Genomic DNA, 22838 nt, shown 5'->3' with positions numbered 1-22838 from the left:
GACGCAAATATAGCAAAACCGAAAATGATTTATGCTAAAAGAAAATTCCAAATTTTATTGAAGCTTCTGGATTTAGCAGAGGAAGATTATATTCTTTATTGTCCAGAATAAATTCATCGCTGCCGCCAGCTTTTAGGCTCAAGCCTGCCCAGGGTGAAACATAGATATTTTTGTAGATGGTGAAATTATAACCCAGACTTCCGTTTAGCAGAAAGTTGTCGAAGTTTTTTGTGGCGTTACTGCTGTCACTTTGAATATCACTTTTCCAATAAACGGGTCCTCCGCCAATCCACCAGCCTTTCCAGCTGTCTTTTAAAAAACGATCCAAAATAACGGCGTACGCTTTTATGTGGTGGTCTGAGAAACCGTCTTTGGTCACAAAATCGGGTTTGTTGACATCTGCAAAAAGGGCTCTTCCGCGCCATTTGTCCTTACCGATCCAACCCGCACCAAAATAACCTCCGGTGGCGTAGGGCAAAACATCGAGTTCGATTCCGAAATTCCATTTGCTATTTGTGTCTGTTCCGTTTGTAGATTGGGCCTGTAATTGCATCGTAAAGGCAATAAAAACAAGAAGTAATGCTTTTTTCATGGATGAGGTTTGAGAGGTAATTTTGATCTGTAATTGTTACTGTTTCAAAAATACATTTTTGTCTTTAAATTGGTAATGACTTTTATCATAAAGAAAAAAGCCACAACGGAGTTAGATTCTGTTGTGGTTTTTGAAAATTATTTTTAAGAAATAACTTTTTAACTCTAAATGAGGATTTTATCTATCTCTATCTTTTATGCTAGCCTTAATTTCTGCAATTCTTTTCTTTGTTAATTCTTCTAAACATGTGGAATATATCAAAGGCTGAATACTTCCGCCTTCATATTGAGAAGCATCAAATTTGCAGTGAGAATCGCGGAATTTTACCCAATCTTTTTCTGCTTGAATCAATAGTGGCTTCTCATTTTGATCTAGCATAGCCATAAGCTGTTTGTAAACTTTATTCAGTTCTGCATCTGCTTTTTTATAATTGGCATTTGCTGTTGCATTCATTTCTCCCTGTGTTTGGGCAAAAGAATTGTTGCAAAAGAATAAAAGGAACGGAATGATGAAATAATGTTTTTTTGTCATTTGAAATTAAATTTAAACAATGCTAAAATAGCAATAAAAGATTACAAACAATTATTAAAAACAAAACCACAACAGAATTAAATTCCGTTGTGGCTTTTATTTGAGTTTTGTTTAAAACTGAATACTAAATTCTGCAGATTGAATACTAAAATTATCCTTCCATCTTCGCACTCAGTTCAAACCATCGTTCCTCTTTATTCTCAATTTTTTTGATGATGTTTTCCAGTTCTTTGGCTTTCTTTTCGATGTCGGCATCGGCTACTTTTCCTTCGGAAAATAATTGCTCGATTTTGGCTTTGTCCAATTCCAAATCCTTGATTTCGCGCTCAATTTTTTGGTATTCCTTTTGCTCGTTGAAAGTCAGGTTTCCGGTTGGATTGTTTTGTTTCCAGTCTTTCTTTTCGGCTTTGTTTTCCTCTTTTTGGGCAACGTCGGCGCTGTCTTCGTACGCCCTGAAATCGGAGTAATTTCCTGGGAAAGTTTCAATCTCTCCCTGACCTCTGAAAACGAATAACTGATCCACGATTTTGTCCATAAAATAACGGTCGTGCGAAACCACTACCAAACATCCCGGATAATCCAAAAGGAAACTTTCCAAAACATTTAATGTTACAATGTCCAAATCATTCGTTGGTTCATCCAGAATCAAAAAGTTTGGGTTCTGAATTAAAACGGTACATAAATACAAACGTTTCAATTCGCCACCACTCAATTTTTCGACATAATCGTATTGTTTTTTGGCATCAAAAAGAAAACGTTCCAATAATTGCGAAGCTGAAATGATTTTTCCTTTCGTCAGCGGAATAAATTCACCAAATTCCTTGATGACATCAATCACGCGTTGACCGGGTTTCGGGTCAATACCAGCTTGGGTGTAATAACCTATTTTGATGGTGTCTCCCACAACTACTTTTCCGCCGTCAAGAGGTATCGTTCCGGTCAAAAGATTCAGGAAAGTAGATTTACCAGTTCCGTTTTTACCAATAATCCCGATGCGTTCGCCACGCTGAAAATCATAACTGAAATTATCCAGAATAACGCGGTCTTTGAATTTTTTGGAAAGTTTGTGAAGCTCAATAATCTTGCTTCCCATTCGCTCCATATTGATCTCGAGTTCCACTTTATTTTCCCGACGGCGACTTTGTGCTTTTTCCTTAATCACATAAAAATCATCCTGACGCGATTTCGATTTGGTGGTTCGCGCTTTCGGCTGACGGCGCATCCATTCCAATTCTTTCACGAATAGGTTTTGGGCTTTGTCCACGCTTGCATTTTCGGAGGCAATTCGCTCTTCTTTTTTCTCCAAATAATAAGAATAATTTCCTTTGTATTGGTATAGTTGTCCATTATCGAGTTCGATGATTTCGTTGCACACGCGCTCCAAAAAGAAACGGTCGTGCGTTACCATAAACAGGGTGATGTTTTCTTTGGCAAAATAACTTTCCAACCATTCGATCATTTCTAGATCCAAGTGGTTTGTCGGCTCATCAAGAATCAACAAATCAGGACGGTTAATCAAAATGATGGCAAGTGACAAACGTTTTTTCTGTCCTCCCGAAAGACTTTTGACTTTCAGTTTGAAGTCTTCCAGCTTCAGTTTGAACAAAATCTGTTTGTATTGCGTTTCAAAATCCCAAGCGTTGTGACGATCCATTGCGTCGAAGGCTTTTTGGTAAGCTTCCTCGTCTTCAGGGTTTTCTAATGCTTTTTCGTAAGCCTCAATCACTTTTAGGCTTTCATTGTCTGAAGCGAAAATACTTTCCTCAATCGTCAGTTCATCCTGCAGTTTGTTGTCCTGTGACAAAAACGCCATTCGGATGCTTTTTCGAAGCACCACTTGTCCTGTGTCAGGTTCGTCAAAACCGTTGAGGATATTCATAAGTGTGGTTTTTCCCGAACCGTTTTTGGCAATAAAAGCAATTTTTTGGTCTTTGTTAATCCCAAAGGAAAGATCTTTGAAAAGCGTGCGCTCCCCAAAAGATTTAGATATATTTTCGACTGATAAATAATTCACAAGGCTAATTTTTTTTGCAAAAGTAAGTTTTTAAAACGGAAGTTGTATGTTGAGTTAATTACGCAAAGATTCACGGAGCTTTAATCTTAGCGTTCCTCTGTGTCTGCTTTGTGAATTTTAGCGTAATAATAAAATTAGCAGTATTTCTAAGGTTTCAAAAACGGACTCAAATCAATCGTATGGATTTGCTGTGGCGTGTTTACAAAAGGTTTTTTCACCGTTGCTTCGTTCGTCAGGTAAAATAGCAAACCGTCTTCGGTGGCAATTCCCTCGATTTGGTGAAACGGAAGCTCAATTTTAATTTTCCGTTTGTTTCCATTGGCAAAATCATTGTTTTTATAACCATAAAGCAAGTAAACAAACGGCTGAAGCATTGGCGAATAGCCACATAAAACAACACCTTTCCCGTCAGGCAAAGCCGTTGCGCCGGTAACCAATCCGTGTACATCCAGCGTTTCCTTGAGTTGGGCAATATGTGTCCCTGGAGTTTTTGGTAAGGTGTAAACACCCGTTTTTCTGTCCGACCATTGTTTGGTAAACAAATAAATACTGTCTTTCATAACCACAAAAGCCTCACAGTCAAAATTGGTCGTATTGGGTTTTTGAACCGTAAAATCCGTTTGGTCTGCATACGAAAAAGCAATGGTGTCCACCAAGGGCGCATTGTCCAAAACCGACTTCTTTTCGATTCTCAAAATCCGTAAATCCTGCCGGTTTCCCCTGTAATTATTGCCAAAATCGCCTATGTACAGGTACAGGCTGTCCTGCGAAATTTCCTCCCAGTCATTGTTTTTCACCCTCGGGAAAACAACTTTTTTCTCGATTTTGCCTTTTGTGCTCAGTCCATAAATAGCCGTGTCGCCGTCATCATTGTGCGTCCAAAGCAAATTGTCAAAGGCTATCACTCCCGAAGTTTCCTTTATCGTGTCGCTTATTTTTTCGGTGAACTGCGCTTTCACTTTTACGGAAGCATACACACAGCTTCCGTCATTATCGGTTGCATTTGGGTCAAAATTTTTCGCAAAATGATCCGTACACCCTTTGGTTTGGGCGTAGGAACCGGTCACAAACAAAAAGAAAAGCAACAGTATTTTTTGTATCATTTGTCCAAAAAGAAATTCAAAAGCAAGATATTAAACAATTCCCAAATAAAAATGATTTGGAGCGAATGATTAGGCATTTTCGGGAAATATGGGTTCCTGCTCTGCGCTGTAATCTTATGTCCCTCTCGTCTTTTGGGACGAGACGGGATATAAGGATTTCCGCTTCGATCAGGGCTAAAGAGCTATTATGGTTTTGTGAAATTTTCATAATGTAAGTTGATTAAAATTTTTCTCGCAAAGGCGCAGAGGCGCAAAGTTTTCCTTGTGTTCTTTGCGCCTTTGCGAGAAATCACCCCCGATTTTAATCTGCGAAATCAGCGTGCCATATCAATATCGATAAAGTTAGATTTGTTGTAATTTGGAGTTATAAAATTGTGTGTTTTGTTGAAAGTGATTGTATTCTGTTACTGATGGTTTTTTAATACCCATCAGAATCCCAAAAAGCTTTAGAAACTATTGTAGCTGTGTATTTGTATTTTGAAATTCCTAAGTTTATATTTGCCCAATGCAGTTATCAGTCATTATCCTTAATTATAACGTTCGCTATTTTTTGGAGCTGTGTTTATTAAGCGTAGAAAGCGCTTTAATAAATATTGATTCCGAAATTATTGTTGTTGACAATAATTCTTCAGACGGCAGCTGTGAGATGGTAAAATCTCGTTTCCCAAATCTCAAACTCATTCAAAATAATCATAATGTAGGTTTTCCGAAAGGTAATAATATAGGTGCTGCTGAGGCTAAGGGAAAATACATCTGCATTCTGAATCCAGATACAGTTGTAGCCGAAGATACATTTGAAAAAGTACTGGCATTTGCCCAAAAACAAAAAAAACTCGGGGTCGTGGGTGTAAAGCTTATTGACGGCACAGGAAACTTTCTGCCGGAAAGCAAACGAGGAATTCCGACACCTTGGGTCGCTTTTACCAAGATCATGGGGTTGTATAAAATATTTCCAAAATCATCGCTTTTTAATAAATATTATGCCCAGCATCTGTCCGAAAACGAAACAGGTGAAGTAGAAATATTGGTTGGGGCTTTTATGCTTCTTAAAAAAGAATTGTATCAGGAAATTGGAGGCTTTGATGAAGATTGTTTCATGTATTCTGATGATATTGATCTTTCTTATAGAGTTTTACAAATGGGAAGAAGTAATTTTTATTTCCATGAAACAGTTGTAATACATTATAAGGGAGAAAGTACAGTTAAAGATGGAATTTATATGAAACGTTTCCAGGAAGCAATGGAGTTTTTTTATAAAAAACATTTTAAGGTTTCTTTTCTTTTTTCAATATTTATGAAAATTGGAATTATATTTTTTTCTTTGATTAAAAGAATGCAGGGACAGGTTAAATCCAAAATTAAAGCTGAAAATTATTTATTGGTGTCAGCTTCTGAAACATTAGTGAAAATAATAACTGCTGCCGTTCAAAAAAAGGTTGATTTTCTAGATTGGGAAGCAGAAAAAGAGGTAAATTTGTCATCAAATTCAATAAGAAACGGGTTGAAGATCGTTTTGGATAATGAATTTGTATCTTTTAAGGAGTGTATTGAGATTCACGAAAGATATGTTAATAAAGGAGTTATCTTTAGAATCATACCAAAAGGCACTAATTTTTGTATTGGGAGTGATTCTTCTAATGGAAGGGGAGAAATTGAAAAATTTAAATAAAATTATATTTAGTGAAATTTATATTTAAAATATTTATTAATTTCGCAAAATTAAAATCAAAATCACCTTTTAGGTTAATAATATGGCAAGATTTGAATTAAAGCTTCCAAAAATGGGAGAAAGCGTTGCGGAAGCAACCATTACAAACTGGTTAAAAGAAGTTGGTGACAAAATAGAAGCAGATGAAGCTGTTTTGGAAATTGCTACCGATAAAGTTGATTCTGAGGTTCCGTCCGAGGTTTCTGGAATTCTTGTTGAAAAGTTATTTGGTAAAGATGATTTGATTCAGGTAGGTGAAACTATTGCTATTATTGAAACCGAAGGAGGTGCTGCGGCAGTACCTGCTCAAGATGTCTCGGATGCTGTTATTCAGGAAATTGAAAAATCTGTTGAAACGGCTAAAGAAACTGTCAGTGCTTCAGTTAGCTTTTTTGAAAGTGATAAATTCTTTTCACCATTAGTAAAAAATATTGCAAAAGAAGAAGGGGTTTCGTTGGCGGAGTTAGAAAGTATTGCTGGTTCTGGAAAAGAAGGGCGTGTTACTAAGGATGATATTTTAGATTATATAAAAAACAGAGGAGCTCAGCTTTCGGTTAGTATTGCTGAACCGGTTAAAACTATCGAGACGGTAAAAGCAGATCCTCCAAAAAGTATTCCAGTGGAAACAGTGGAGCCAGTACAAGTTCAGCCAATACAGCCAGTTGTGCCAGTTTCGGTAAATGGAGGCGATGAAATCATAGAAATGGACAGAATGCGCAAGCTGATTTCTGGTTATATGGTAGCTTCTGTGCAGACTTCGGCTCACGTACAGTCATTTATAGAAGTTGATGTGACCAATATCGTAAAATGGAGAGATAAAGTTAAAGAAGCTTTTGAAAAAAGAGAAGGGGAGAAACTGACTTTCACACCTATTTTTATGGAAGCGGTTGCCAAAGCAATAAAAGATTATCCAGGTATGAATATATCAGTGCAGGGAGATTTTATTATAAAAAAGAAAGATATCAATCTAGGGATGGCTGCAGCTTTGCCAAATGGGAATCTAATTGTTCCTGTTATTAGAAATGCAGATCAGCTGAATTTGGTAGGTATGGCTAAAGCTGTAAATGATCTGGGGAATCGTGCCAAAACAGGAAAGTTAAAACCGGATGATACTCAGGGAGGAACTTATACAGTTACCAATGTTGGGACTTTTGGAAGTGTTTTTGGAACGCCGATTATCAATCAGCCTCAAGTAGGTATATTAGCATTGGGGGCTATACGTAAAGTGCCGGCTGTTATTGAAACTCCAGAAGGTGATTTTATTGGTATCCGTCAAAAAATGTTCTTGTCGCACAGTTATGACCATCGTGTTGTAGATGGAGCTTTGGGAGGAAGTTTTGTGAAACGTGTTGCTGAATACCTTGAAGCATTTGATATAAACAGAGATTATTAAATTCATATAAAATGAGAATAAACCCAACATTGTCTTTTGAAATGTTGGGTTTTCTTATTTATTAGTGTTTTAATGCTGACTTTAAAATGAAATCAAGAGCAAATCAAGCCCAAATTTTTATATTTGTACAATTAAATACAAAAAATGGAACTAAAACTCAATAAGCCAATTTGTTTTTTCGATCTTGAAACAACTGGAATCGATATCGGAAAAGACAGAATTGTAGAAATATCAGTTTTTAAAGTTTTCCCCAACGGAAATAAAGAAAGCAAAACATGGCTGGTGAATCCTACTATTCCAATTCCGCCTTCTTCAACAGCTATTCATGGTATAAGTAATGAAAAAGTGGCAAATGAGCCTACGTTTAAGGAATTGGCTCCGCAAGTTTACAACATGATTAAAGATAGCGATTTGGCTGGATTTAATTCGGATCGTTTTGATATACCTTTATTGGCTGAAGAATTACTGCGTGCCGGCGTTGATTTTGATATGAAAAACAGGGTTTCTGTAGATGTGCAGACTATTTTTCATAAAATGGAAGAACGTACTTTGAGTGCGGCTTTGAAGTTTTACTGCGGTAAAGGTTTGGAAAATGCACATTCTGCCGAAGCTGATACTATGGCGACTTATGAAATTCTAAAAGCACAATTGGATCGTTATCCAGAACTGGAAAATGATATGAAATCATTGTCTGAGTTTACTACTAGAAAAAAAATAGCAGATTTCGCAGGAATGATCGCTTTTGATGCTGATAATGAAGAAATTTTTACCTTCGGGAAACACAAAGGAGCTAAGGTGGATAAGATTCTCGAAACAGAACCAGGTTATTACAGCTGGATTCAAAATGCCGATTTTCCATTGTATACCAAAAAAGTTTTGACGGCTATTAAATTAAGAAAATTAAATACGAAATAAGTTTCTAAGATGCTAAGATTCTAAGTTGCTAAGAAACTTAGGATCTTAGCGACTTAGAATCTTAGCATCTTAAGAAAGAATGAAAATAATCTGCATCGGCAGGAATTACGCCAGCCATATAGAAGAATTAAAAAATGAGCGCCCTTCGGAACCGGTTATTTTTATGAAACCGGATTCGGCAGTTTTGTTAAAACAGCATCCTTTTGTGATTCCGGAATTCTCGGAGGATATTCATCATGAAATTGAGCTTATTGTGAAAATAAGCAAAGTTGGAAAATATATTGAGCCTAAGTTTGCGCATAAATATTATGACGAAATTAGTGTAGGAATTGATTTTACGGCAAGAGATTTACAGGCTAAATTGAAAGAAAAAGGACTGCCTTGGGAAAAAGCCAAAGCATTTGACGGATCGGCTGTTATTGGAGAATTTTTATCTAAAAGTCAATTTGTTTCACTGGAAAATGTTACTTTTGAATTGAAGAACAATAATATTACCGTCCAAAAAGGGAATTCAGACATGATGTTGTGGAGTATTGATGAGCTGGTTTCGTACGTTTCTCAGTTTTTTACATTAAAAATCGGTGATATTATTTTTACAGGAACGCCAGCGGGAGTTGCAGCGGTAAACCCGAATGATGTTCTAGAAGGATTTTTAGAAGGACAAAAACTATTTAGAATACAAGTAAAATAATGGCTATAAAATACAACTTAGCAAAAGTGTACGCACTTTCAGATAATGACCCGGAATTTGTAAATGAAATTTTAAATTTATTTGTTACTGAAGTACCGGATGATTTAGCGCAGATAGGGGATGGTATCAAGAAGAAAGATTATAAGCAGACCTATGCTTTTGCACACAAACTGAAACCTACTTTAGATTTATTGGGTTTGAATGTGGCATTCGAAGAAATTTTGCAAATCGAGGCCTGGACTAAAACAGAAGGTAAAAAGAAAGAAATAATTGAAACATATAAAAGTGTTAAATCACAGGTGAAAGACGCTATCAAAGAGCTGAAAAAAGATTTCGACCTTTAGTCTGTCACTTTAATTTTTTTTATAAAAGTATAAAACATAGAAAAATCTAACAGTTGTATGGGAAATTACAATGGTTAGATTTTTTTTATTGAATATAAAATAAAAGTTTTAAAAATATGAAAGCAGCCATAGTTACAATTGGAGATGAAATTCTAATTGGTCAGATTGTTGATACAAATTCGGGTTTTATTGCTAAATCCTTGGACAGAATTGGAGTTGAGGTTCATGAAATGCTGTCTGTAAGTGATTCTCGAGAACATATTTTGGATACATTTTCAAAACTGCAGAATACAGTTGATATTGTAATTATTACAGGAGGACTCGGGCCTACAAAGGATGATATTACTAAAAAAACATTTTGTGATTATTTTGAAGATGAATTGGTTGTTGATGATGCGGTTCTTGAACATGTAACTCAATTGATAGAAGGATTTTATAAACGGCCGATTACTCAGATTAATAAAGATCAGGCTTTGGTTCCTTCTAAGTGTACTGTTCTTGCTAATAAGGTTGGTACTGCACCAGGAATGTGGATAAAAAAGGAAAATACTGTGTTTGTTTCATTGCCGGGAGTTCCTTTTGAGATGAAATATTTGGTAGAAAATGAAATTATTCCCAAAATAGTTCGGGATTATAAGCGTCCATATATTCTTCATAAAACGATACTGACTTACGGACGCGGAGAAAGTGCAGTGGCGGAACAGATTGAAGACTGGGAAAATAATCTGCCCGAATTTATAAAGCTGGCTTATCTGCCTGCGTACGGAAGGGTGAATCTGCGTCTTTCGGCCAGAGGAACTAATAAAAAGTTGTTGGAAAAAGCAATAGAAGAGAATGTGATTTCTCTTACTGAAATAATAGGAGATATTATTGTAGGTTTTGAAGATGATGAAACTCTTGAAACAGTTATAGGAAAGATTCTAACACAGCAGAATAAAACTGTTGCCACCGCCGAAAGCTGTACAGGCGGAGGTGTTGCTCGGCTGCTAAGTTCTGTTCCTGGAGCTTCTAATTATTTTAAAGGAAGTGTTGTTGCTTATGCGACGGAAGTGAAGCAAAATGTATTAGGTATCCCGAAGAATTTGATTGAAGAACACAGTGTTGTGAGTGCTGAAGTCGCCAGAGCTATGGCTTTGAGCGTGAAAACATTACTAAAAACAGATTATGCTATCGCAACAACAGGCAATGCCGGTCCGTCAAAAGGGGAGGCAGATGCAAGTGTCGGGACGGTCTATATTGCTGTGGCTACGGCTAATGGAGTTTTTGCAGAAGAGTTTGATTTTGGACAACCACGTGAAAAAGTGATAGATAGAGCATCGGTAAAAGGGCTTGAAATGTTATTGAAAGAAATTTCGAAAAAAGAACAATAATTTTTTTGGTTTATAGGTTTATTTTTCTTTCCTTTGCACCCTGATTTTGAATAACGATAAAAGATAAGTATAATGTCAAGAGTTTGTGACCTTACAGGTAAAAGAGCGATGGTAGGAAATAACGTTTCTCACGCTATGAACAAAACTAAGAGAAAATTTTCTGTAAACTTAGTTAAAAAGCGTTTTTATCTTCCAGAAGAAGATAGATGGATTACTCTTAGAGTAGCAGCATCTACGATAAAAACAATTAATAAAAATGGAATCGCTGCAGTTTTGAAAAAAGCGCAGTCAGAAGGATTTATTAAATAATCTTTTCCAAAATAAATATATAGCAAGATGGCAAAGAAAGGAAATAGAATCCAGGTAATTTTAGAATGTACTGAGCACAAAACTACAGGTGTTGCAGGAACTTCAAGATATATAACTACTAAGAACAAAAAAAATACTCCAGACAGATTAGAGATTAAAAAATTTAATCCAATCTTGAAAAGAGTTACTGTTCATAAAGAAATTAAATAATTAAAAATTTTTACTTGAGTAAAAGTTTTGTAAAACATTTGAATCATGGCAAAGAAAACCGTAGCATCGTTACAAACATCTTCTAAGAGATTATCAAAAGCCATCAAAATGGTGAAATCTCCAGTAACTGGCGCATATACATTCGTTGAATCTATTATGGCTCCTGAAGAAGTTGATGAATTCTTGAAAAAGAAATAATCATATTGCATTTTATAGATAAGCTACTTTCACTCGGAAGTAGCTTTTTTATTTTCTATATTTACATCTCAAAAGAAAACTTTTTTAGGTGACAGCAAAAGATAAATCCATTTTTTCAATTGATTTTTCCTATTAAAGCTGACAAATGTAAATTCCAATCATAAAACTCCATTTTAAATGAGCTTTTTTAAAAAAATATTCTCTTCAGAGAAAAAAGACTCGAGCCTAAGCCAAGAGGCAAAACAATCATTAGATAAAGGTCTTGAGAAAACCAAAACCAGTTTTTTTTCCAAGTTGACCAAAGCGGTTGCCGGAAAATCAAAAGTAGATGATGATGTTTTGGATAATTTAGAAGAAATTCTTGTTTCTTCAGATGTGGGAGTTAATACAACTCTTAAAATAATTAACCGAATCGAAAAAAGAGTAGAGGAGGATAAATATCTTGGAACTGATGAACTTAATCAGATATTAAGAGATGAGATAGCAGGACTATTATCAGAAACTAATACGGGTGAAGCTACAGAATTTGTTATTCCGATAAACACAAAGCCTTATGTTTTGATGGTTGTTGGTGTAAATGGCGTAGGTAAAACAACGACAATTGGAAAACTTTCTTACCAATTTAAGAAAGCTGGTTATAAAGTAGTTCTAGGAGCAGCAGATACTTTTCGCGCAGCTGCGATTGATCAGCTGCAGATATGGGCAGACAGAGTCGGTATTCCTATTGTCCGTCAGGAAATGGGAAGTGATCCGGCTTCGGTAGCCTTTGATACGTTGCAATCTGCTGTCGCCCAAAATGCTGATGTTGTTATTATTGATACTGCCGGTCGTCTGCATAATAAAATTAACCTGATGAACGAACTTTCAAAAGTAAAACGTGTAATGCAGAAAGTGGTTGGCGATGCACCTCACGATGTAATGCTTGTTTTGGATGGTTCTACAGGGCAAAATGCATTTGAACAGGCCAAACAGTTTACTGCAGCTACTGAGGTTTCGTGTTTAGCAGTTACCAAATTAGATGGTACTGCCAAAGGCGGTGTTGTAATTGGTATTTCGGATCAGTTTCAGATTCCTGTAAAATATATTGGTGTCGGCGAAGGAATTGAAGACTTACAGGTTTTCAATAAATACGAGTTTGTTGACAGCTTTTTTAAATAATTGTTAGTTGTTTATGAAAAATTATAGTCCTATTTATTTTTACTTTGTCAGTATTATCGCATTTGTTTTGGCAAATGTTCTCAGAGAAAAAAGCGTTCCGGTATATTATGTTTTATTATTGATTGGCGTAATATTCTTTGTCTTGGGAGTAACCAAGAGAGTACGGAATAATAAATAGAATAGTTGTTTTATGCTTTGCTTACTGATACAAAGCACTTATTTTTGTCCAAAGTGTTTTGTCAAAGTCGGATAAAGCTAAATTAACGTTATCAGCTGCTTCGCCCATTCGGATGACAACCATTTTTTTGCTTGGAACAATATAGATTTTCTGGTCGTTTTTACCCAAAGCCATAAACATGTCATTTGGTCCTGTTGGGATAATGCTTCCTTGAAAAGAAGCTTGTGATTGCGGCAGATGATAACTCGCTTTGCCGTTCAGCCACCACAGATAGCCGTAGCCTAAGTTGATGTTTTGTGAAGTGTTTGTAGCTTCATTGAAATAACTTTCATTTAAAATTACATCATCATTCCATTTTCCTTTATTGTACATCAACAATCCAAAACGAGCCATGCTTCTTGTTGTGCTGTAATATACGCTGTTGTTGCCAGAAGCAAACCAAGAGCCATCCATTCCTATTTTGTCTCTTAATTTGGTGTTGAAATAGGCAGACCATGTTTGTCTGGAAGCTGCAGCAACAACATCCTGCAGTTTTACATATACATTATGATATGCCCAACGTGTTCCAGCATCGGCAGTATAAGTTAAGGCAGATGGTGTGACATCATCAGTGGCGTCATTAAGCCCTGAAGTCATTGTCAGTAAATTTTTGCAGGTAATTAGATTTTCTTTGTCAATAGGAGTGCTAGTCCAGCCTGTTCCTATGTATTGAGATACTTTATTATTGATATTGATGAGGTTTTCCTGCTGTGCAATTCCAGTCATTGCTGATGTTAATGTTTTTCCTGCACTTGCCCAGTACCAATTTGTAGCAGCATCATGGCCATTGAAATAATTTTCCATTACGATCTGACCATTAACAAGAATGATAAAACCTTTAGTGTTTTTGAGTTTTAGGTAATCTAAAAGCGGCTGTACGGCTGCTTTATTCCAATCAAGGCTTTCAACTGATTTGGTTTTCCAGGTAGTTCCTGTAAGTGGCGGAAAGTAGAGTGGTTCTTCAGTAGGAGGAGTATCTGATTCTTTATTATCTGAGGAACAATTGATACAAAAAACAGCAACAAATAGTAATAGTAGTGATTTAGACATGGTTATGATATTAGGTATTTGGGTAGGATCAAAAATATAGAAAATAGTTTAATCACAAAGCATTTTTTTGTTTTCTTTGGATTATTTAAGTTTAACTTTGCAGGTTCGCTAAAGTTGCTGTTAGCTGGATTCCTTAGTCTTGATTACTTCACTAAACATTCATTTTAATTGGAGTTCAGTGAACTTTGTTTACAGCGGACAGCAGGATATAGTTTCTTAAAAAAATAAATTATTTATGAAAAAAGTATTTGGTGTTTTATTAATTGCCCTTTTATTCGCTGGCTGTAAACAAAAAATAAATCCTGCGGATGTTTTAAAAATCAACGGGTATTGGGAAATTGAAAAAGTGGTTTTGGAGGATGGAAGCGAAAAACAATATGGCGTGAATGAATCCTTTGATTATTTCCAGATTGATAAAAATAATACAGGAATCCGAAAGAAAGTGATGCCGCAATTAGATGGAACTTTTTTGGTGAATAATACGTTCGAGAAAGTAAAAATCAGGTTTGCAGAGGATCAGACTTATTTGGATTACACTACACCGTACATGAAATGGAGCGAGGAAATACTAGCTTTGACAGATAAAGAGTTGGTTGTTTTGAATGCAGAGAAAAAAGAATATCATTATAAAAAAGCAGGACCGATAAATCTAGATGACTATGGCAAAAAGACTAAATAATCAAAGTACTGTAGGAGATATTCTGAAACAGATTATTGAGGTGAATAAACTGCAGTCTGGAATGGATGAGATTGATGTGAAAGATGCTTGGCGTAATCTGATGGGGAACGGTGTGAACAGTTATACCAACAATGTGGTTTTGAAAGGATCAACTCTGTATGTTCAGTTAACCTCGGCGGTTTTGCGTGAGGAATTGAGTCACGGCAAATCCAAGATTATCAAAATGATTAATGAGGAATTGAGGAGAGATGTGGTGAAGGATGTGGTTTTGAGATAAAGATTTCAGATTTTAGCATATAAATAAAAATGCCGTTTCAAATTAAGAAACGGCATTTTTTATTAAATCTGAAATCTAAGTTCAGCAATTTAAAATCATAAATTAAAATTGCTCTCTTCCAGCAAAGTGAAATGCACTTTCGATAGCAGCGTTTTCGTCACTGTCAGATCCGTGAACTGCATTTTCTCCGATAGAAGCTGCATATGCTTTACGAATTGTTCCTTCGGCAGCATCAGCAGGGTTTGTAGCACCAATTAAAGTTCTGAAATCTTCAACGGCGTTTTCTTTTTCTAAAATTGCAGCAACGATAGGACCTCTTGACATAAATTCTACTAATTCTCCGTAGAAAGGTCTTGCAGCGTGCACAGCGTAAAATGCCTGAGCATCTGCAACTGTTAATTGAGTTAATTTCAAAGAAACGATTTTGAAACCACCGTTTGTAATCATTGCTAATATGTTTCCGATGTGTCCGTTTTGAACCGCATCTGGTTTAATCATTGTAAAAGTTCTATTAGTCGCCATTTTTTCTGTGTTTTAAAATTTTGTGCAAAAATATACTTTTTTTCTCGAAATATTTTAGCAAATTTTCGGTTAAATGGTGGAAATCTGTAATTACTGTTATTTTTTATACTTTAAAATACATTTTGTTTTTGTAAAAATAAGCCAAAAGTATTGACCAAAAACCTACATAAAGCATTGCAAATACTAATGATGCAGTCATCGGGTTTTCGAAATACGGCTGTACTCCCAGAAAATATAAATAATCCCAAAGATTAGTCTGTTCCGCAGGTGTTTTTGGATTTGGCAATGAAATCATTCCCATGGCCTGTGGTATAATCTGAGAAAGAAAGAAAACGATCATTGGATTTACTCCCCAGATTAGGAATAATTTGATACCTTTTTTATAATCAGCAATATCAATCAGGTAGTATAAAAGAGATAAAGTAAGAGCAGCAAGTCCAGCAGTGTATAAAACGTATGAACTTGTCCAAAGCGCTTTGTTTATAGGGAAAACAATATTCCAGATTTGCCCCAGAATAATCAAAATTACTCCTATAAGTAATATTTTTTTGAATTTTTCAGTTTTTAATGATGCGCTGTTTAGCAGCTGGCCAATTAGTAAACCTATTATTCCCGTTGCAATGGCAGGAATAGTGCTTAGTACACCTTCGGGATCCCAAGTTTTGGTTGGCTCCCACATATGCCCTTTTAATAGAATACTGTCAGCCCAAGCCACTAGATTGGTACCTTTTTCAAGATTTGTAATTTCAAAACCAGGTGCAGGAATAAGCGTCATAACTGCCCAGTAACTTAGCAGGATTCCAATTGCAGTTATTAATTGAGTCCGCTGCGTTGTTTTTAGGTACAGAAGCGAAGCGACAAAATAGACAATTCCGATGCGCTGTAAAACACCGGGTAAACGAACCGATTGATAAGATTCAATACCGCTGTAAGCAAGAATCATGTAAACAATAAAAATTGAAACTGCTAAATAGGTTTTTAGTTTAGCGTCAAAATTTCCCATTAAGGCATAGCCGGCTATGGCTGTAATTAGCAGTCGGCCAGTCAGTAACGGAATGCCCTCTAAGCCGAAGAGCTGTATGCTGCTGAAAAAGTTGAAAAATATTCCAAGGCAGATCATACGGAGCGAGCGGGTGAATATTTTATTTAATGTGCTTGTAGAGGCGCGATTAATCGCGTCTGTACGAGGCATTGCAAATGAAATCGCAACCCCCATAATAAAAACAAAGAACGGGAAAACTAAGTCGGTGGGTGTACAGCCGTGCCATTCGGCGTGTTCTAATGGAGGATAAATTGCAGACCAGCTGCCGGGATTATTAACAATGGTCATTAATAAAATAGTTAGTCCTCTAAAGACATCAAGTGAAATAAGACGGTCTTTGGTCATTGGTTTTTTGGTTTTTATGGTGAATAATCATTTAGTACAATGTAAGAATGTTAAAATTGTGTTCTAAAGGATTGAGCTGGTTCATTAATTGAGGGATTAATTGTTCACCGTTTTCCAGATAAAATTCGGAGAAATTGGCTTGGCGTTCCTGCAAACTTTGGTTTGGGAACAATTCGTTCTGCAGGTCAATAATACGCTGCAGTTCATCATGGAATTTTCTTTTTTGAGCAATGAGAAGTCTTTTTTCCAGATTTTCCAATCCTTTGGTCTGTTTGACTTCCTGAGCTTTTACTGCTCCTAAGAAAGATTTATCAGTATGATTGGCTAATTCTAAAAGCGCTTCAAATTGTTTTCTTAAAGCATCTTTCTGCTCTTTGAAATCAATTGGAAAATCAGATAATTTTTGTGTGATGCGGTTAACCAATGTGTTTTGATTTGTAAATAAATCCGACCATGTAAGGTTTAATCTGTCTGCTTTTTTGCTTTGTTTTTCGGTTACCAAAAGCACTGAGTTTCTTATCAGCAGCATCGGGAAAGTCACTTTTGCAGCAGCGAAAAAAGATTTTAGTTCCAGCCAATAAGCAATTTCTCCGCCTCCGCCGATGTAGCATAAATTGGGAAGAATCACTTCCTGATATAACGGGCGCATAATCACATTTGGACTGAATTTTTCGGGATTGCTTTCCAGTAATGCCAGAATTTCTGCCTCAGTAAATTCTATTTTTGTATGATTGACTTTGTAAATTCCGTTTTCAAGAACGATTCTTTCACGCAGATTATCTTCGATATAAAATAAATTGATTTCGCGCGGATTTACCTGAACAAAATAGTTCTTCATTTGTTCAATGGTTTCGCTTACTGCTTTGAATGAAGTCTGCTGCAGTAATTCCTCTTTTATGTAGGGTATAAAACTGCGTTTCAGATCCTGATTATCTGCATCTAAAATTACCAATCCCGATGAACCGAACAGTTCGTTTGCTAAGTATCTGGTAGCATTGGCTAGATTGTCATGCTTGATATAGGAATCTTCAAAAAGTTTTTTGATGGTATTGGCATTGGTGCTGGAACCTATTTCCTGAGCATAAATTTCGAGGAAATCTTTTAAACCTTCGGTAGATAATCTTCCGACAGGACCTGTGCTTTCTCTGTTCCAGTGGAATTTTTTTCCTTTGAAACTAAAATAATTGATTTCTTCAAAATCATGGTCTTCGGTTGCCATCCAGTACACGGGAACAAAATCATATTCAGGATATTCTGCTTTTAATTCTTTTGTTAAATTAATAGTCGAAATGATTTTGTATAAAAAATATAACGGCCCGCTGAACAAGTTTAATTGATGGCCAGTGGTAACCGTGAAAGTATTGGAATTGTTTAAAAGTTCAATATGGTTTAAAGTTTCTTTGGAAACATTCAATTCGGCATATTGACTTTTTAAGACACTCACTAAAGTTTGTCTTTTGTCATTACCATTGTTATTGAAATTGATTTTTTTCTCTTCGATTTGCTTTTTAAAGTTTTCGAGAGTTGGAAAATGATTGTATAGGGGCTTTAATTCTGGTTTTTGATCTAAATAATCATTTATCAATTTGGAGAAATATCCTGAGGTTTGATAGCTGATACAGTCGGTTGGCATAAGTTTTTATTTTATTGCTAAAATAACAAAAAATATTGCATGAGATTGTAAAAAAGTTCTCTTGAGGTACATCTACATTTTGAATTCACGAATATTTATTAGAAATAAATTGGTCGCTCTCTTTTGCTGTCGTTAGCCGTGAAACACCATATATTAATACCTATATATTTGCATCATAATTTAATAAAATTCACTTGTTTTTTATCATAGAATGCGGAGCTGGGTTTTGTTATTTTATTTTTAAAACATAGAATACTCCCAATCTACTTCATATTTTAGTAATTTATCGTTATTTATTTTTTCTAAAACATATACTTTAACGTAATTCTGAAATCCCCGAATAGGAAATAATAAATGAAATTTATTATTTCCTATTTTTTCTTGTTCTATCATTTTCTCCTTGAAATATTCATAAGTGACTTGTTGTAAAGTGGAAGGTTTGATTAGTTTTATTTTTTTTAAAAAACTAATTGAACATGTATCAATTTTATGATTATTTCTATGTGTAAACCTTTGTCCGTCAATATAAAAGTTTATTTCCAGCTCATCATTTATCTTTTTTTCATTTATAACATTTGAGTTAAAATAAACGTATTTTACTAATTTTAAATATTTTTCTCCACCTTTATAAAATGTAAAGTAATCGCTTTCTCTTCCCTGCGCATTTACAAATGTCGTCACCATAAGAAACCATATACAAATGTAGTTTTTCATAGTTAATTGCAATTTGAGGTTCCGTTATAAAAGTTATCTTTAATTAACAAATTAATGGCTATTTTTTCATCTGGCGTTAAATTATCCCAAGCAATTGTCGTCAGATTTGTGTCAAGTTTACCCAAACCTACCCATGTAATAGCTTCATAAGTGGAGCGGGGAAGCCGATTGTTATCAAACTGTTGTATAATATCAGCAATTGTGTTTCTGTAGTGGTTTGCCATCATTTCATGATTCCATGTTGGCTTATATCTGTTATAGTAATAATCAAATAAACCAGGGAAATTATTTTTTAAAGAAATAACATAGTTGGTTTGTTGTTGAGCATTCAGATTGTTTACGTCTTCTAAGGTCCCAAGCTTTGCGGCGGATAGCATTTTTCTAAATATCTCAGCATGTATTATTTCATGTGCAAATACTACAGCTTTACCTAAATCTGATAAAGAGGTAAAGCTATTTTCATTGAATTGGATTTCTGTGACATAATCAACTGGAGTCTGAGTTTCTCCATATACATTTGAGGGCAATCCATTATTAATTGTTAATCTCAAATGACTTACGGGAAACTCTCCATCAAATTTTTGAATAGCACTTTTAAATTTTTGGCTAGACGCATTTAATTTGTCGAAAATGCAAAGTGTTCTACCAGTCAACTCATTGAAAATTATATCATCATCTTCTTCATAAGCTGTGGGAATCTTTATACAATTTCCAAAGCCATCATCTTTATACCCTATTTCACAAGCAATTCCTGGTTCGAACTCATAATACACACCATTACATTCAAAGGCGGTACAAGGTGTTCTTGGTATAACTGGGTCTGGCATCCATTGCTGGAGGCACTCTTGTTTTTGGCTTGTACCTTCAAAAGTGGTATATAAAAAAGTAGATGAGATAATGTTACCATAACCATCATAAACAACCCAAAACCAGTCTTTATAATGGTAGGTCGTAATTGTTTTGCAAACATTAACCCATTTAGCTTGTGTACTATTTAACTTTCTATTCTTACTATAAAAAGATTTATTCTCTTTGTCATTATTTATATGTTTTGCAAAAGTAATTGTTGCCTCTTTATCATAAAGATGAAGAGTACCTTTGTATCCTTTGTTTGTATTGAGACTTAATTTTGAGTTATCAACTTCAGTATTACCATCAATATTTTTCAAAAAATATTTCGCAATAAAAAAATCAAATTTACCTTCTTCATTCTCTGTTACTACAACTTTATACTTGTGATAAAAGTCTCTTTTTATTTGCTCATTAAAAACATCTGGATTGTAGGAGTCTGAATAATTTATTGGAAATTCATAAAAATAAGTTTCCAGCTCTTCTGAATATTGTTTTACTGGATTACTCCAATCCACATCATACTTGTAAGGCAGGGTTTTGCTAAATTGTTTTGAATCAAAACTATTTTGAAATATTTTTGATAGCTGATTTTGGTTGCTTATACTTGGCTCTGTCAAAATCTCATCTTTTTCACAACTTGTAAAAAGGAATGTACAAATAAGTAATAGCTTAAGAATAAAAAGGGAAGTTTTTTCATGATTTTTATGTTGTTTGGTGATTATACCATTTAGAAATATAAAATAGTTTTTTTTATTTATCCTCACCCAAACCTTTTCGAAAGAGAGGGAGTAAAGATTGGATTATTTTATATTTCTAAATGGTATTAAAATCTCTTGCAACTATCTACTGTGCCTGCATATCTGTGGTGCAGTGTAACATTAATTCTCCAGTTGCTGGCGACATAAACGATGTTAATTTATTTATTGAAAAGCCCAAGTTGTCATTCTAAAAGGGCTATCAGTACTTGTGAAAGTAAAAACAGTATTACTTGCACCTACTGTAAAGTTTTCTCTTTTAAAGTATAAACCTTTTGGATTCATTAAGTTGTCATCTAAGTCTTTTAAATTTGCTTCAGGGGATGTCGTTACTGCATTCGCAAAAGTTGATCCCTTTTTCCATATAGTTGTAGGATGTAAGGTTATAGTTTTGTTTGCAGCATCACTTGTTAGCGTAAAATAATGGTAGATTCTTGTTGTCGCTCCTGTTGAGCTAACAAATCTATACTCGACGTAGCTCCCATTAGGAGTATTAAACCAAGGCTGTATTCTAGTCAGCTTTGATCCGACCGCCAAATTGGATTCAATGGTTTTAAAAATTGAAATAAATAAAAGGGAATTTGTTGGAGCTAATTCAAGTATAGATCTGTCATGCCCATATACTACATTTGCATTTAAAGGTAAAAGAATTTTATAATCATCAGTCAGAACCAAAGGTTTACTTGAATATTTAATAGTTGCACTTACACCGTTTGTACCTGTTGCTGTAAAACTTCCGTCTGAGTCTTTGTATACAAAAACAGATAGCTTTTGACCTCCAACTTCTACCGCTGGGCTGACTACAATACCTGTCGGCGAATAACCAATCCCCATATCATAAGTTACAGAATAACCGGTTTCTACAGAATTTGCTTCGGCAAAACGAGTAACTTCAGAAAAAGTAAAATCGAATTGGTGAATTGTTTTGCCGTCATTAGTTTCAAGTAATCTGAAAAGAGGTCTTGACGGATCTCCAATCACATTATCAATCATATCTATATTTTTATGCAGATCAGTCCAGTCTTGAGCAGTTGCTTTTACAAAACGCAGTTCACCATTGACACCAGTATTTTCATTGACTCTATTGGTTTTAAAAATAATTTCGCCGTTTTCCTGGCCATAATATAAAAACTGAAAATCGCCAAGGTATCCTTTTGCCCGCAGTGCAGGAATAGGATAGTCATCAGAATCTGATAAAAGATGGATTCTGTTTTTGGTAGTAAATACTAAACTTACCGTACTTCCTAACTGAATTGCATATTCACTTTTATAGACATCAGTATCGTCATCAAAATCCGAAGCCATCTGTACAGTTCCGTCCTGTGCAAATTTGATTAAATGAGTGTAGCCTCCTAATACGGTATTGTCTGTAAAATAAACCACTTTCCAGCCGTTCTCTGAAGAAAGGAGAAGATCATTTAATTCTTTTTTCTGTGCATTCAGCCTTTCTGTTGGAGTCTGTTCAAATTTTTGCTCAGCATCTGTATTAGTACACGCTGCAAACAAGAGGGCAATAAATCCTATGATTAAATATTTGAATATATTTTGTGCTTTCATAATTATTGGTGTTTAATTAATTTATAACAGCATTCGTATTTTTTTCAGCTTCATCACGCAAAGCATAAAAATCCATATCAAAAGCATCTTTAAAATATTTTACAACTAATGCTTCTTTTGCTATTAGAGCAAAATATGCCGAATCACTTACAATGTTATTCAAAAAAGCAGCATACTCAGCTTTTGAACTGATTAAAATAACAGATGCAGTTTCAGCAAAATCTTCATTAATATTAGATCTCGCATAACTAGTAATAAAACCTAATTCATTTGAAGAAGCGTTTGTATAATTGTACCAATCGGCTGTATATCCAACTGGAGTAATTGCCGCCCAGGCTTTTTCATCAAAAGGCTTATTCTGATTTAAAATATGGATATACTCGTGCTGAATAGTGTGTATAAACTCTTTTATGTTTGCACGGTCTGATTTGTAGATATAATCAGTTTCAAAAAGTGTTACGCACTGTCCTCCTTCGGCTAGTCCAAGGGTTCTAGTACCTACACTGTTTAAATTAACTCCTCCAACCAAAACAATTTCCCTCGGAGCAATTTTTTTTACAAAATCTGCTCCTCCTATTGTTTTATAACTATCAAGCCATATTTTTTGAACTATCTCAAGTGCTGGTTTAACACTGCTTACTAATGGCGGAAACAAATAG

General features: G+C 35.1%; 24 protein-coding genes. 12 read left to right on the top strand and 12 right to left on the bottom strand.

Features of this window, described 5'->3' with window-relative positions:
* Positions 1 to 34 precede the first annotated feature (34 nt).
* The 4 genes from IRZ80_RS19150 to IRZ80_RS19135 all read right to left on the bottom strand — a co-directional run bounded on the left by IRZ80_RS19150 (position 35) and on the right by IRZ80_RS19135 (position 4240).
* Entirely contained in the window at positions 35 to 592 is a 558-nt protein-coding gene (locus tag IRZ80_RS19150; protein WP_194643681.1) for a hypothetical protein, read from the bottom strand.
* Positions 593 to 769: 177 nt separating this feature from the next.
* Positions 770 to 1123, bottom strand: coding sequence for a lysozyme inhibitor LprI family protein (locus tag IRZ80_RS19145; RefSeq protein WP_194643680.1), 354 nt, complete (start codon positions 1121 to 1123; stop codon positions 770 to 772).
* A gap of 151 nt (positions 1124 to 1274) precedes the next feature.
* Entirely contained in the window at positions 1275 to 3137 is a 1863-nt protein-coding gene (locus IRZ80_RS19140) for an ABC-F family ATP-binding cassette domain-containing protein (protein ID WP_194643678.1), read from the bottom strand.
* A 146-nt stretch (positions 3138 to 3283) separates the two neighbouring features.
* Positions 3284 to 4240 carry a T9SS C-terminal target domain-containing protein gene (locus tag IRZ80_RS19135; protein WP_194643676.1) on the bottom strand — a complete coding sequence of 319 codons (957 nt, stop codon included), beginning with the start codon at positions 4238 to 4240 and terminating at the stop codon, positions 3284 to 3286.
* 505 nt (positions 4241 to 4745) lie between these two features.
* Between IRZ80_RS19135 and IRZ80_RS19130 the strand changes: the two genes are divergently transcribed.
* The 10 genes from IRZ80_RS19130 (at position 4746) to ftsY (ending at position 12536) form a co-directional block, all read left to right on the top strand.
* Entirely contained in the window at positions 4746 to 5909 is a 1164-nt protein-coding gene (locus tag IRZ80_RS19130; protein ID WP_194643674.1) for a glycosyltransferase family 2 protein, read from the top strand.
* An 82-nt stretch (positions 5910 to 5991) separates the two neighbouring features.
* Complete coding sequence (locus IRZ80_RS19125) at positions 5992 to 7341, top strand: dihydrolipoamide acetyltransferase family protein (protein ID WP_194643672.1); 1350 nt, start codon at positions 5992 to 5994, stop codon at positions 7339 to 7341.
* Positions 7342 to 7485: 144 nt separating this feature from the next.
* Positions 7486 to 8256 carry a 3'-5' exonuclease gene (locus tag IRZ80_RS19120; RefSeq protein ID WP_194643670.1) on the top strand — a complete coding sequence of 257 codons (771 nt, stop codon included), beginning with the start codon at positions 7486 to 7488 and terminating at the stop codon, positions 8254 to 8256.
* Positions 8257 to 8335: 79 nt separating this feature from the next.
* Entirely contained in the window at positions 8336 to 8947 is a 612-nt protein-coding gene (locus IRZ80_RS19115; RefSeq protein ID WP_194643669.1) for a fumarylacetoacetate hydrolase family protein, read from the top strand.
* On the top strand, positions 8947 to 9291 hold the full coding sequence (locus IRZ80_RS19110) for an Hpt domain-containing protein (protein ID WP_194643667.1): 345 nt from the start codon (positions 8947 to 8949) through the stop codon (positions 9289 to 9291). Before IRZ80_RS19115 ends, IRZ80_RS19110 begins: the two co-directional genes overlap by 1 nt.
* A gap of 116 nt (positions 9292 to 9407) precedes the next feature.
* Positions 9408 to 10661, top strand: coding sequence for a competence/damage-inducible protein A (locus IRZ80_RS19105; protein WP_194643665.1), 1254 nt, complete (start codon positions 9408 to 9410; stop codon positions 10659 to 10661).
* 72 nt (positions 10662 to 10733) lie between these two features.
* Positions 10734 to 10970, top strand: a complete 237-nt coding sequence (rpmB, locus tag IRZ80_RS19100; RefSeq protein ID WP_024980263.1) for a 50S ribosomal protein L28 — start codon at positions 10734 to 10736, stop codon at positions 10968 to 10970.
* A gap of 27 nt (positions 10971 to 10997) precedes the next feature.
* A complete protein-coding gene (gene rpmG / locus IRZ80_RS19095; RefSeq protein WP_007805817.1) occupies positions 10998 to 11180 on the top strand; it encodes a 50S ribosomal protein L33 in 183 nt (60 codons plus the stop codon).
* 45 nt (positions 11181 to 11225) lie between these two features.
* Positions 11226 to 11378: a DUF4295 domain-containing protein gene (locus IRZ80_RS19090; protein ID WP_100429907.1), complete on the top strand. Its 153-nt coding sequence runs from the start codon at positions 11226 to 11228 to the stop codon at positions 11376 to 11378.
* Between the two features lie 177 nt (positions 11379 to 11555).
* Entirely contained in the window at positions 11556 to 12536 is a 981-nt protein-coding gene (ftsY, locus tag IRZ80_RS19085) for a signal recognition particle-docking protein FtsY (protein ID WP_194643663.1), read from the top strand.
* Positions 12537 to 12735: 199 nt separating this feature from the next.
* Here ftsY and IRZ80_RS19080 read toward each other — a convergent pair whose 3' ends face one another.
* On the bottom strand, positions 12736 to 13803 hold the full coding sequence (locus tag IRZ80_RS19080; protein ID WP_194643661.1) for a serine hydrolase domain-containing protein: 1068 nt from the start codon (positions 13801 to 13803) through the stop codon (positions 12736 to 12738).
* 235 nt (positions 13804 to 14038) lie between these two features.
* On the opposite strand from IRZ80_RS19080, the gene IRZ80_RS19075 reads away from it, so the two are divergent.
* Positions 14039 to 14482 carry a hypothetical protein gene (locus IRZ80_RS19075; protein ID WP_194643659.1) on the top strand — a complete coding sequence of 148 codons (444 nt, stop codon included), beginning with the start codon at positions 14039 to 14041 and terminating at the stop codon, positions 14480 to 14482.
* A complete protein-coding gene (locus tag IRZ80_RS19070; protein ID WP_115810942.1) occupies positions 14463 to 14759 on the top strand; it encodes a DUF721 domain-containing protein in 297 nt (98 codons plus the stop codon). The genes IRZ80_RS19075 and IRZ80_RS19070 overlap by 20 nt, the downstream gene beginning before the upstream one ends.
* A 102-nt stretch (positions 14760 to 14861) precedes the next feature.
* On the opposite strand, the gene IRZ80_RS19065 is transcribed toward IRZ80_RS19070, so the two are convergent.
* The 7 genes from IRZ80_RS19065 to IRZ80_RS19035 all read right to left on the bottom strand — a co-directional run.
* Positions 14862 to 15281, bottom strand: a complete 420-nt coding sequence (locus tag IRZ80_RS19065) for a nucleoside-diphosphate kinase (RefSeq protein WP_194643657.1) — start codon at positions 15279 to 15281, stop codon at positions 14862 to 14864.
* A 103-nt stretch (positions 15282 to 15384) separates the two neighbouring features.
* On the bottom strand, positions 15385 to 16668 hold the full coding sequence (locus IRZ80_RS19060; protein WP_194643656.1) for an acyltransferase family protein: 1284 nt from the start codon (positions 16666 to 16668) through the stop codon (positions 15385 to 15387).
* A 31-nt stretch (positions 16669 to 16699) separates the two neighbouring features.
* On the bottom strand, positions 16700 to 18301 hold the full coding sequence (gene bshC, locus IRZ80_RS19055) for a bacillithiol biosynthesis cysteine-adding enzyme BshC (RefSeq protein ID WP_194643653.1): 1602 nt from the start codon (positions 18299 to 18301) through the stop codon (positions 16700 to 16702).
* Between the two features lie 240 nt (positions 18302 to 18541).
* The gene (locus IRZ80_RS19050) at positions 18542 to 19015 is read right to left on the bottom strand and encodes a hypothetical protein (protein WP_194643651.1); all 474 of its coding nucleotides are present in this window, start codon (positions 19013 to 19015) and stop codon (positions 18542 to 18544) included.
* A 2-nt stretch (positions 19016 to 19017) separates the two neighbouring features.
* Positions 19018 to 20631: a hypothetical protein gene (locus tag IRZ80_RS19045; protein ID WP_194643650.1), complete on the bottom strand. Its 1614-nt coding sequence runs from the start codon at positions 20629 to 20631 to the stop codon at positions 19018 to 19020.
* A 156-nt stretch (positions 20632 to 20787) separates the two neighbouring features.
* A complete protein-coding gene (locus IRZ80_RS19040) occupies positions 20788 to 22179 on the bottom strand; it encodes a DUF4302 domain-containing protein (RefSeq protein ID WP_194643648.1) in 1392 nt (463 codons plus the stop codon).
* A 16-nt stretch (positions 22180 to 22195) separates the two neighbouring features.
* A partial coding sequence (locus IRZ80_RS19035) for a substrate import-associated zinc metallohydrolase lipoprotein (RefSeq protein WP_194643646.1) occupies positions 22196 to 22838 on the bottom strand: 643 nt, incomplete at its 5' end.

The sequence above is a fragment of the Flavobacterium sp. HJJ genome (assembly GCF_015351475.1).
GTDB classification, from domain to species: Bacteria; Bacteroidota; Bacteroidia; order Flavobacteriales; family Flavobacteriaceae; genus Flavobacterium; species Flavobacterium marginilacus.
The sequence above is the reverse complement of the archived record's forward strand: the minus strand, read 5'-3'. Positions and strand labels throughout refer to the sequence as shown.

Bases quoted from the DNA above. Each gene is read 5' to 3' on its own strand.
- IRZ80_RS19150 (WP_194643681.1), bottom strand. From the start codon at position 592: ATGAAAAAAGCATTACTTCTTGTTTTTATTGCCTTTACGATGCAATTA.
- IRZ80_RS19145 (WP_194643680.1), bottom strand. From the start codon at position 1,123: ATGACAAAAAAACATTATTTCATCATTCCGTTCCTTTTATTCTTTTGC.
- IRZ80_RS19135 (WP_194643676.1), bottom strand. From the start codon at position 4,240: ATGATACAAAAAATACTGTTGCTTTTCTTTTTGTTTGTGACCGGTTCC.
- IRZ80_RS19130 (WP_194643674.1), top strand. From the start codon at position 4,746: ATGCAGTTATCAGTCATTATCCTTAATTATAACGTTCGCTATTTTTTG.
- IRZ80_RS19125 (WP_194643672.1), top strand. From the start codon at position 5,992: ATGGCAAGATTTGAATTAAAGCTTCCAAAAATGGGAGAAAGCGTTGCG.
- IRZ80_RS19120 (WP_194643670.1), top strand. From the start codon at position 7,486: ATGGAACTAAAACTCAATAAGCCAATTTGTTTTTTCGATCTTGAAACA.
- IRZ80_RS19115 (WP_194643669.1), top strand. From the start codon at position 8,336: ATGAAAATAATCTGCATCGGCAGGAATTACGCCAGCCATATAGAAGAA.
- IRZ80_RS19110 (WP_194643667.1), top strand. From the start codon at position 8,947: ATGGCTATAAAATACAACTTAGCAAAAGTGTACGCACTTTCAGATAAT.
- IRZ80_RS19105 (WP_194643665.1), top strand. From the start codon at position 9,408: ATGAAAGCAGCCATAGTTACAATTGGAGATGAAATTCTAATTGGTCAG.
- rpmB (WP_024980263.1), top strand. From the start codon at position 10,734: ATGTCAAGAGTTTGTGACCTTACAGGTAAAAGAGCGATGGTAGGAAAT.
- rpmG (WP_007805817.1), top strand. From the start codon at position 10,998: ATGGCAAAGAAAGGAAATAGAATCCAGGTAATTTTAGAATGTACTGAG.
- IRZ80_RS19090 (WP_100429907.1), top strand. From the start codon at position 11,226: ATGGCAAAGAAAACCGTAGCATCGTTACAAACATCTTCTAAGAGATTA.
- ftsY (WP_194643663.1), top strand. From the start codon at position 11,556: ATGAGCTTTTTTAAAAAAATATTCTCTTCAGAGAAAAAAGACTCGAGC.
- IRZ80_RS19080 (WP_194643661.1), bottom strand. From the start codon at position 13,803: ATGTCTAAATCACTACTATTACTATTTGTTGCTGTTTTTTGTATCAAT.
- IRZ80_RS19075 (WP_194643659.1), top strand. From the start codon at position 14,039: ATGAAAAAAGTATTTGGTGTTTTATTAATTGCCCTTTTATTCGCTGGC.
- IRZ80_RS19070 (WP_115810942.1), top strand. From the start codon at position 14,463: ATGGCAAAAAGACTAAATAATCAAAGTACTGTAGGAGATATTCTGAAA.
- IRZ80_RS19065 (WP_194643657.1), bottom strand. From the start codon at position 15,281: ATGGCGACTAATAGAACTTTTACAATGATTAAACCAGATGCGGTTCAA.
- IRZ80_RS19060 (WP_194643656.1), bottom strand. From the start codon at position 16,668: ATGACCAAAGACCGTCTTATTTCACTTGATGTCTTTAGAGGACTAACT.
- bshC (WP_194643653.1), bottom strand. From the start codon at position 18,301: ATGCCAACCGACTGTATCAGCTATCAAACCTCAGGATATTTCTCCAAA.
- IRZ80_RS19050 (WP_194643651.1), bottom strand. From the start codon at position 19,015: ATGAAAAACTACATTTGTATATGGTTTCTTATGGTGACGACATTTGTA.
- IRZ80_RS19040 (WP_194643648.1), bottom strand. From the start codon at position 22,179: ATGAAAGCACAAAATATATTCAAATATTTAATCATAGGATTTATTGCC.